General features: G+C 65.0%; 8 protein-coding genes. 2 read left to right on the top strand and 6 right to left on the bottom strand.

Features of this window, described 5'->3' with window-relative positions; all coding sequences use genetic code 11:
• A partial coding sequence (locus MJD61_18580; GenBank protein MCG8557270.1) for a phage holin family protein occupies positions 1 to 366 on the top strand: 366 nt, incomplete at its 5' end.
• Between the two features lie 84 nt (positions 367 to 450).
• Positions 451 to 1527 carry a nicotinate-nucleotide--dimethylbenzimidazole phosphoribosyltransferase gene (cobT, locus tag MJD61_18575; GenBank protein MCG8557269.1) on the top strand — a complete coding sequence of 359 codons (1077 nt, stop codon included), beginning with the start codon at positions 451 to 453 and terminating at the stop codon, positions 1525 to 1527.
• Here the strand turns inward: cobT and MJD61_18570 are convergent.
• The 6 genes from MJD61_18570 to MJD61_18545 all read right to left on the bottom strand — a co-directional run bounded on the left by MJD61_18570 (position 1515) and on the right by MJD61_18545 (position 8388).
• Complete coding sequence (locus MJD61_18570) at positions 1515 to 4112, bottom strand: sulfatase (protein MCG8557268.1); 2598 nt, start codon at positions 4110 to 4112, stop codon at positions 1515 to 1517. The two genes, cobT and MJD61_18570, sit on opposite strands and share 13 nt — an antisense overlap.
• A 204-nt stretch (positions 4113 to 4316) precedes the next feature.
• Positions 4317 to 5099 (bottom strand): flagellar basal-body rod protein FlgG, encoded by a 783-nt coding sequence (gene flgG, locus MJD61_18565; protein MCG8557267.1) that lies wholly within the window; start codon positions 5097 to 5099, stop codon positions 4317 to 4319.
• A gap of 14 nt (positions 5100 to 5113) precedes the next feature.
• Positions 5114 to 5848, bottom strand: coding sequence for a flagellar basal-body rod protein FlgF (flgF, locus tag MJD61_18560; protein ID MCG8557266.1), 735 nt, complete (start codon positions 5846 to 5848; stop codon positions 5114 to 5116).
• Between the two features lie 4 nt (positions 5849 to 5852).
• Positions 5853 to 6551 carry an RNA polymerase sigma factor FliA gene (gene fliA, locus MJD61_18555; protein MCG8557265.1) on the bottom strand — a complete coding sequence of 233 codons (699 nt, stop codon included), beginning with the start codon at positions 6549 to 6551 and terminating at the stop codon, positions 5853 to 5855.
• Positions 6551 to 7396 (bottom strand): MinD/ParA family protein, encoded by an 846-nt coding sequence (locus MJD61_18550; protein ID MCG8557264.1) that lies wholly within the window; start codon positions 7394 to 7396, stop codon positions 6551 to 6553. The genes fliA and MJD61_18550 overlap by 1 nt, the downstream gene beginning before the upstream one ends.
• A complete protein-coding gene (locus MJD61_18545; protein MCG8557263.1) occupies positions 7396 to 8388 on the bottom strand; it encodes a 50S ribosome-binding GTPase in 993 nt (330 codons plus the stop codon). Before MJD61_18545 ends, MJD61_18550 begins: the two co-directional genes overlap by 1 nt.
• Between the last annotated feature and the right edge of the window lie 10 nt (positions 8389 to 8398).

Raw genomic sequence — 8398 nt, 5'->3', positions numbered from 1 at the left:
GTCTACGCGAGAGGTTGCAGCATGTCGGTACTCATCAAGCTTGCGGTTCTCGCTGGGGTTATCCTGGCTCTGGCACGCTTCCTCCCCGGCGTGCGCATTCAGCGCCCGTCCGTGGCGGTGGTGGCGGCAGTGATCTTCAGTCTGCTGAACTTCCTGTTGGGCTGGCTCATCGCGGCTGGCCTCGTGCTGATCAGTCCGCTGACCCTCTTCCTGTTGCTGCTGGTTCTGCCCTTCGCGCTCAATACCGTGCTCTTGTGGTTGACCGACAAGCTGATGCACACGCTCGAATTCCGTGACTTGCCTTCCCTGCTTCTGTCCTCGGGTGCGATCACCTTGGCAAACTGGCTCTTGCGCAAGATGGTATAGGGGCCCGCGGAAGTGACGCGAAAGGACACCCATCGGCATGAGCCGGACCTGACACGACAGGAAAGCCATTGGCATGAGCCGGGCATGTCAATGCTCGCCGAAGTCGTTTCCGCCGTCAGGCCAATCTCGCGCGACGTTCTTGCTGTAACCCAGCGACGTCTGGACGCCAAGACCAAGCCCCGGCGCAGCCTGGGCCGGCTCGAGGACCTGGCCTGTCGGATCGCTGCCATCCAAGGGACGAGCGAGCCCCGGATGGGCGACAAGGCGATCGTGGTCATGGGTGCGGACCACGGCGTGACGCAGGAGGGTGTCAGCGCCTACCCTCAGGAGGTTACCGGCCAGATGCTGCAGAACATCGCTGGGGGCGGCGCAGCCATCAGCGTGCTCGCGCGGCAGGCAGGCGCGCGGGTGGTCGTGGTCGACATGGGGGTAACGCAGGCGCTGCCGCCCGGCGCCGAGCTCCGAACGCACCGTATCGGCCCGGGCACCGGCAATTTCGTGCGCGGTCCGGCCATGGCTCGCGCCCAAGCGCTCGAGGCGATCGATGTGGGCCTCCGAATCGCAGGGGAGCTTGCCCTACAGGGTGTAAGCTTGCTCGGGATCGGAGATATGGGCATCGGCAACACGACCGCTTCCAGCGCGCTTGCCGCAGTCTTGACACAAACGGCCCCTGGCGAGGTCACGGGTCGAGGGACCGGCATCGACGATGCCGGACTGCAAAGGAAGCTCTCCGCCGTCGAGCGCGCGATCGCCCGCAACGTGCCGGACCCTGCCGACCCCATAGACGTGCTGTCCAAGCTGGGCGGCTTCGAGATCGCAGGACTTTGTGGCGTAGTCTTGGGAAGCGCCGCCAAGCGACTCGCCGTGATCGTGGACGGTTTCATCGCGAGCGTGGCGGCCCTGTGCGCGCTCCGCATCTGCCCCGCAGTGACCGGCTACCTGATCGCGTCCCATCGCTCGGCCGAAGCGGGTCATGGGGTCGTGCTCGCAGCCATGGGTCAACGCCCGCTGCTGGATCTCGAGCTGCGACTGGGAGAGGGAACCGGCGCCGCGCTGGCCATGGGTCTGGTCGATGCGTCGCTGCGTCTGGTCAACGAGATGGCGACGTTCGAGTCGGCTGGGATTTCGGCGGCGTCTACGATTCCGCCCTACCGGACGTAGCCCAGCGAACGAAGCTGCTCGAGCTGGCCGCGCGTCAGCGCTACATCGGAGCGCTCCCCGAAGAGCCCAAAGAGCGCGCGATGAGCATCCCATCGTTTCAACAGTGCCGTCTCGTAGTACGCGACCAGATCCGGGTGCTGCTCGTTTACGGCTCGCGTGGTGAACGGATCGTTCCACAGGTCGTAGAGCAGCAGCCGCGGTACATCGGGGAAGTGGCGGTGCGATGCCCCCCAGCGACCTCCGACGGGCACCTCGTGCCGTCCCAGGTTGGAGCTCGAAGCGGTGCCACGGGATCCCAGCTCGAGGGAGGCGCCCCAACGGCCGTCGATGATCTCGAGGTTGCCGACCATCGCGCCGCTGTCCGCCACGCGAAACTCGTCCAGTATCACCGGGTCCAGGTCCTTGGGCTTTCCGAGCAGCAGCGGCGCCAGCGACTGCCCTTGCGCCACTTTCGGTTGGGGCAGCCCCACCAGCTCGAGAAGCGTGGGCAGGACATCTATCATCGACACGGGTTGGCTGAACCTCTGACGGCCGCGGATGCGCTTCGGCCACACGAAGATCAAGGGAACGCGCGTCGCATACGAGTCGAACATCGCGCCTTGCCATGGTTCGGGTTGGGGCGACAGCAAGCCGCGGCCAAAACGGGCGAAGGTAGCGGCGGGATGGCCATGGTCCGATCCGATGATGAGCAGCGTGTTGTGCCACTCTCCACGCGCCCTGAGACGCTGCACGAATTGGCGCAGGGCATGGTCTTGATGCGCCATGGCTTCGTCGTGGAATGCGCGCAGGGTGTTGAAATAGGCATGCCGGTCGATCCGGGTGCGCTCGAGCGCGAGATCGTAGGCCCCGATCGTGCTCGTGTCCCCGGGGCTCTCGAATACGGCGGCAAAGATCTTGGGTCGCCAGCGCTCCATCAGCGTCCGTTGCGCTGCCGAAGCAAAGAGCCCGGCGAACGGCGGCTGCGGCTCGAAGGGCTGATGGACATCGGTGGTTTGGATATGCGCCCAGTAGGGCGAGCCGGGGTACGCGTCCCGAAAACTCCAAAACACCTCGTGCAGATCCTCGGACGAGGTCGAGTGGTATTCGGTCTCGACTTCGTCGCGCAACACGTCTACGCCTTGCTGCACCCCGATGATGCGGCCCGCGTTGGGATTCGTGGTGAACGATGCGGTTTGGTAGCCTGCTTTGCGCATGTGCTCGGCCATCGTGGTGGCCGAAGCCGGAATCGGCGTGGAGTGGATGCCCCGCAAGTGGCCCCCGAGCACGCTGTGGTGCAGCGAGGTCATGAACGACGCCGTGGAGGATTGCGTCCACGTCGAGTTCGAATGGGCTCGCTCGAAGAGCGCTCCCTGCGCGACCAAGCGCTCCAAGAACGGCGTCGTACGCCGGTTGTAGTCGTAGACGCTCATCAGGTCGGCGCCGCCCCCGTCGATGACGTAGAAGATCACGTTGGGTCGCCGGCCCGGGGTCGAGCCGGACACCATGGGGGCCCCCCACAGGCTGACCGTACCCGGACGCTTGCTGGAGGCCTCCAGGCTCAGCTCGATCGTGGCTCCCGCGAACGCCCCCAGGTCGACCGATCGCTGTTGCCACGTCCGCGCACCAGCAACGGTCTCGTCGAGCAACAGCTGCGTGCGCGCTCCACGCTTGGTGGCGGCGATCCTGTACCTGACCGTCTCACCGGGCTCGCTGGATAGGCCGAGGTCCAAGCGACCCCGGTCCGGCACGTTCACTTTGTACCTGATGGTCGCCGGAGTGTGTGCAAACAACGTGTCTCGGGTTTCACCGCTGCGCGCCACCGGTTGCACACCAAAGCTCGTACGGAAGGACGAACCGCGTGGGACCAGCTCCACCCGCAGCACATCCAGGCTGGCTGGTGTTGGCGTGGCTGCGATCAGCGCCAGGCTGCGCAGCGGGCGCGCGGCCGAGTCGTCTCCCGTGCGCAGGGGTATGACGTAGGTTTGTTCCGAGCCGTCGTTGAAGACGGGCAAGGCCTGCTCGAAAAAGAAGAGCGTGTTGGGGAGCGCTCCGGGGGTTTCGATGTTGTGCGCCACCGTGATGCCCGCGAATCGCCCCCGAGAGCGAGCGCGAATTCGAACTGCTTCCCAGTCCCGCACCACGAGCCCCTCGAGGTCGACGGCCATACCCCCCGTGAGAAAGCCACGGCGATGCCGGTCCGGCCCCGACGGCCCCGACAGGGTAAGGCGGTGTCCGTTCGCCAGCGGCTCGAGCTCGACCGCACAGAGCCGAGCAAAACGCTTGACCCCCAGCGGCTTCCACGCTCCGTGTAGTTCGGCCCCCGCCCATCGCCGCCCCTGCACGCCGGCCTCGCGCCGCTCGGCGCTGGCGACCGTGGCCTCGCCAAGCCGATCGGTCAGATGAAGGATCGTCGCCTCGTCGCTGGCACTCGCCGCTGTCCGTGCTCCTGTTGCGGTTCGTGCCCTTGCAGCGGCCGCTTGGTTGCCACGACGCGGCGCGAGACGGATCGATTCGCTCAGGTGGCTCCGATCGCTCTTCCCGGTGCACGCCGGGCCGGCCCCCAGGCACAGGGCCGCCAGCAGACCCATGCAAGTCATCCTGGGCATCGTTACCTCCCGTTCATCCCCCGTTGCAGACACCAGCAGCGCCTGGTGCGTCCAGGGTGCCTTTGCCATGGTCGACTGCCATAATCGACGCCGTCATGCGCGTCAAAGTGCGGCCGCGGCCAGGCACAGCCAGGAGGTCCAGGACGTACTGACCACCCCGCTTCTAGAAGGGTTCTCGCTGCAGGTATCAAGCATTTGCCCTGACTAGCGCTGGGTGGCCTTACGGAGCATTTCGTCCGCCGCCGAGATGACGCGCTGGTTGATCTCGTAGGCGCGCTGACCGGTGATCAGATCGATCATTTCGTTGACGATCTGCACGTTGGATCCCTCCAAGAAGCCCTGGGCCACCGTGCCGAGCCCCTGCTGTCCCGGTGAGGCGATGATGGGTTGTCCGCTGCCGTTGCTCGGAAGCATCAGATTCCGTCCGATCGCCTGCAGGCCCGCTGGATTGGCGAAGGTGGCGAGCTGAAGCTGTCCCACCTCCGTGGCCGTGTTCTGTCCGGGCTGCGTGACGCTGATGGTGCCGTCCGCTGAGATCGAGATGCCCGTAGCGTCGATGGGAATGGTGATGTTGGGCTCCATGGGATAGCCGTCCACGGTTACGAGCTGTCCCTGGGCGTCCGTCTTGAAATTGCCTGCGCGCGTGTATGCGAACTGACCGTTCGGCTGCGTTACCTGAAAGAAGCCTGCGCCTTCGATCGCGAGGTCGAGCGGATTGTCGGTCTGTTGAAACGCTCCTTGAGTGAAAATGAAGTGTGTCGACGTATTGCGCGTTCCCTGGCCGACCTGAACGCCTGTGGGCAGGTTGTTGCCCTGGCCCGTGGTACCTCCCGGGGCCCGAATCGTCTGGTAGATCAGGTCCTGAAACTCCGCGCGGCTCTTCTTGAAACCCGCGGTGTTCACGTTCGCCATGTTGTTGGCAACCACGTCGATCTTGCGTTGTTGTGCGGCCATGCCGGTCGCTGCGGTATTCAGTGCTCGCATCATGATGCATCCTCCAGTTAAAACCTACGTCCCAGCTCGCGAGCCGTGCGCTGATCGAGCTGCTTGAAGGTATTGATAATCTTCTGAAAAGCGTCGAAGTAGCGTGAAACCTTGATCATGTCGGTTACGCTGCCGACCGCATGCACGTTGGAGCCCTCCAGATAGCCCTGCACCACGGTGCTTTCGCCGTCGCTCATGGGGGCTGCGGCCGACGGCGCGACAAACATGCTCGCGCCTTCTTTGCGGAGCAGCGTTCGGTCTCGAAAGCGCGTGATCCTGAGCTGGCCAATCGTCTCCTGATCCGCGCTCAGCGTGCCGTCCGGGCTTACGCTGATCTCCTTGGTATCTGCCGGCACAATCAGTGGCCCACCGCCGGATGCAAGTACCTCGTATCCGTTCTTGGTACTCACGATACCTTTGCGATCAGTCGTAAAAGATCCCGCGGTCGTGTAACGAATGCCGCCGGGTGTCTTGAGCGTGAAGAAGCCCTCGCCTTGAAGGGCTAGATCCAGTGGATTACCCGTTTCCCGCAGCACTCCACTCGTCATTACCGTACGTGTTTCGTTGCCGACCACGTAGCGCATCACATCCGGCGATGGCCCTTCCTTGGTGCGATTGAGCACTTCTCTGAACACGACGAGGTCGCCCTTGTAGCCGGTGGTGTTGATGTTCGCTGCGTTGTTGGCAGCCACCTCGAGAGCTCGATCTTGGGCCACCGCACCCGACAATGCACTGTAGATACCATCCGACATCGCGTTACTCCTTCGCTAGCTGCGCACGCAGACGTGCCGCGGACTCGCCGAGAATCTGGCAGACACGGCTCTCGGTGATGCCGAGGATCGTACCGATCTCGGCCTGCGTGCATTCTTCCTGGTAATAGAGCGCAAGCACCATCTGCGTGCGCTCGGGGAGGCGGGCGATGGCCTTTGCCAACAATTGCTTCATTTCCCGTTCGGCATGAAGCTTGTCCGCGCCGCCGTCGTGCGACTCCAAGTCGTCCGGATGCAGTTCCCCGAGGCGAGCGAGCGCCGGCCCGCGGGCAAGATCCTCGGCGAGCTTGCGGTAGGCATCAAGCGGCATGCCGAGCTCGCGCGCGATCTCTTCTTCTTCTGCGGCTCGACCCAACCGTTGCTCGAGCTTGCGAATGGTGCGTGTGACCTCCGCCAGGCGCCGGCGACCGTGGCGTGTCATGCTGTCGCTCGCCCGCAGCTCGTCTAGAATCGCCCCGCGGATCCGCGCTTCGGCGTACGGCTCGAAACGCGTGTAGCGCTCGTGATCGAACTTGTCGATGGCCCGCAGCAGCCCTTCCGAGCCGGCTCCGATGAGGTCGCCGACGTCGACGTTGGGCGGCAAGCGACGCGCAAGTCGAAAAGCGACCCGGCGCACGATGGGCAGCCCCAGCTCGATCAGCGTGTGGCGGTCTTGCGCGGCAACCTTGGCCTCGAGCTCGGCCATCACGACGCCTCCCGAGGTGCAGGCCCGCTGTCCAGACGGCGCGCGATGGCACTGATGGCACGCGCACCCAACGAATCGGGGGTACGCAGGGTGACGGGCTGTCCGGCTCGCACGCCGTCGACAATGGCGGGGTCCGGCGGAATGCAGCCCAAGTAGCATAGGTCGAGCTCGAGAAAGCGAGCCGCAATGCGCTTGAGCTCGCCGTGGATACGCGCTCCCTCGGCCGCCTGCGCCTGATTGCCAACCAGAAGGATGCGCTCCAAGCCGCTGCGTCGATTCAGTACCTTCGCCATCGCATAGGCGTCACGCAAGGAGGTGGGGTCAGGCGTCGTAACCAGGAGCACGTCGTCCGCGACCGAAGCGAAGCCAACCGCGTTCGAGTTGATGCCGGCACCCGTATCGATGATCAGCACGTCGAAGTCCCGAGCCACTTCACGCACCGCCGCGATCAGCCTCGAACGCTCGCTTTGTCCCAGGTTCGCCATCTCGTAGCGACCCGGGAAGGCCGGCAGCAAAAACACGCCCCCGGGACCCGGTACGACGATGTCCTGGATCTTCCTGTCGCCGCGTAGGACGCTGCGCAGGTCCCAACGAGGTGAGAGCCCGAGCGCGAGGTCGAGGCTTGCAAGACCCAGGTCGGCGTCAAAAAGGATGACTCGGTGACCCTGCCGGGCCATCGCGATGCCGAGATTGGCCGAAAGCTGGGTCTTGCCGACCCCGCCCTTGCCGCTGGTTACCGCAACCGTGCGCGTGGACTCGGGGGCAGGCCGGCGGAGCCGATACACCTTGGCGCCCGAGCCACGGCCCCGGCGCAAACCAACCGCCTGGTCGACCAGTTGCAGCATCAGTGCATGCCTCCTCGGCACAACAGCTCCGCCAAACGTTCGGGAGAGGCCAGCTCGATGTCTTCGGGGACTCGCTGGCCTGTGGTGAAGTAGCTGAGCGGAAGCGAGCTGGACTGCTGCGCGCCCACGATGCAGCCATGGGCGACCGCTTCATCGAGCTTGGTGGTGATCAATCGCCGGGGATGAAACACGGACATGCGGTCGATGATGGCGTCGGCTTCCATGCTGCGCGTGGCGGCTGCAAGGCACAGATGCACATCGATTCCTTCGCTCACCTGTTCGAAACAGGTCGCCATGCGCAAGAGCTCTTCGCGATCCTGGGGCGATCTGCCTGCGGTATCCACCAACACGAGCTCGGCGGACTTCAATTGCTGCAGAGCTCGAGCGAGGCTCTTCGAGTCCTCGGCCACCAGCATGGGAATGCCGATCAGGTCCGCGTAACGCCCGAGCTGCTCGTCTCCGCCCAGGCGATATTGATCGATCGAAACCAGCCCAACGGTCCGGCGCTCCACGAGCGCAGCTTGAGCGGCGAGCTTCGCGATCGTGGTGGTCTTGCCAACGCCCGTCGGCCCGACGAGCGCAACCACCCGGGAGGCGTCGCCGCCGATCGGTCCGGCAAAGCGGAGCAGCGCGGCGAGCGCTTGCGTCAGCTCCGCCCGCACCTGCGCCAGGGCCTGTGAGCTGCCGCCGGCCAGGCGCCGGACGTGGTGGCTCAGGTTCTTGGCGGCAACGCTCGGTACTCGCGCCCGCTGCAGATCCTCGGCCAGCGTGTCCCCATCCACCCAGCGTCGTTGCAGTTGCTCCGGGCGGGCACCGAGCTCGCTCAACGCGCCGTCCGGCATGGCCTTGACCTCGACCCAGGCCTGGCCCCGTCCTTTGGCGAGATCCGGTAGCTTGCGCGAGGACAGGATCACGGCATCGGGGCCGAGGTCACGCTTGACTTCGGCCAGGGCCGCATCAAATCCTCGAGCTCGGTAGGTTCGCGTGTACATGGCTCGGTCC

This window comes from Pseudomonadota bacterium (genome assembly GCA_022361155.1).
In the GTDB taxonomy this organism is placed as follows: domain Bacteria; phylum Myxococcota_A; class Polyangia; order Polyangiales; family JAKSBK01; genus JAKSBK01.
This window is presented reverse-complemented; position numbering and strand designations above follow the sequence as displayed.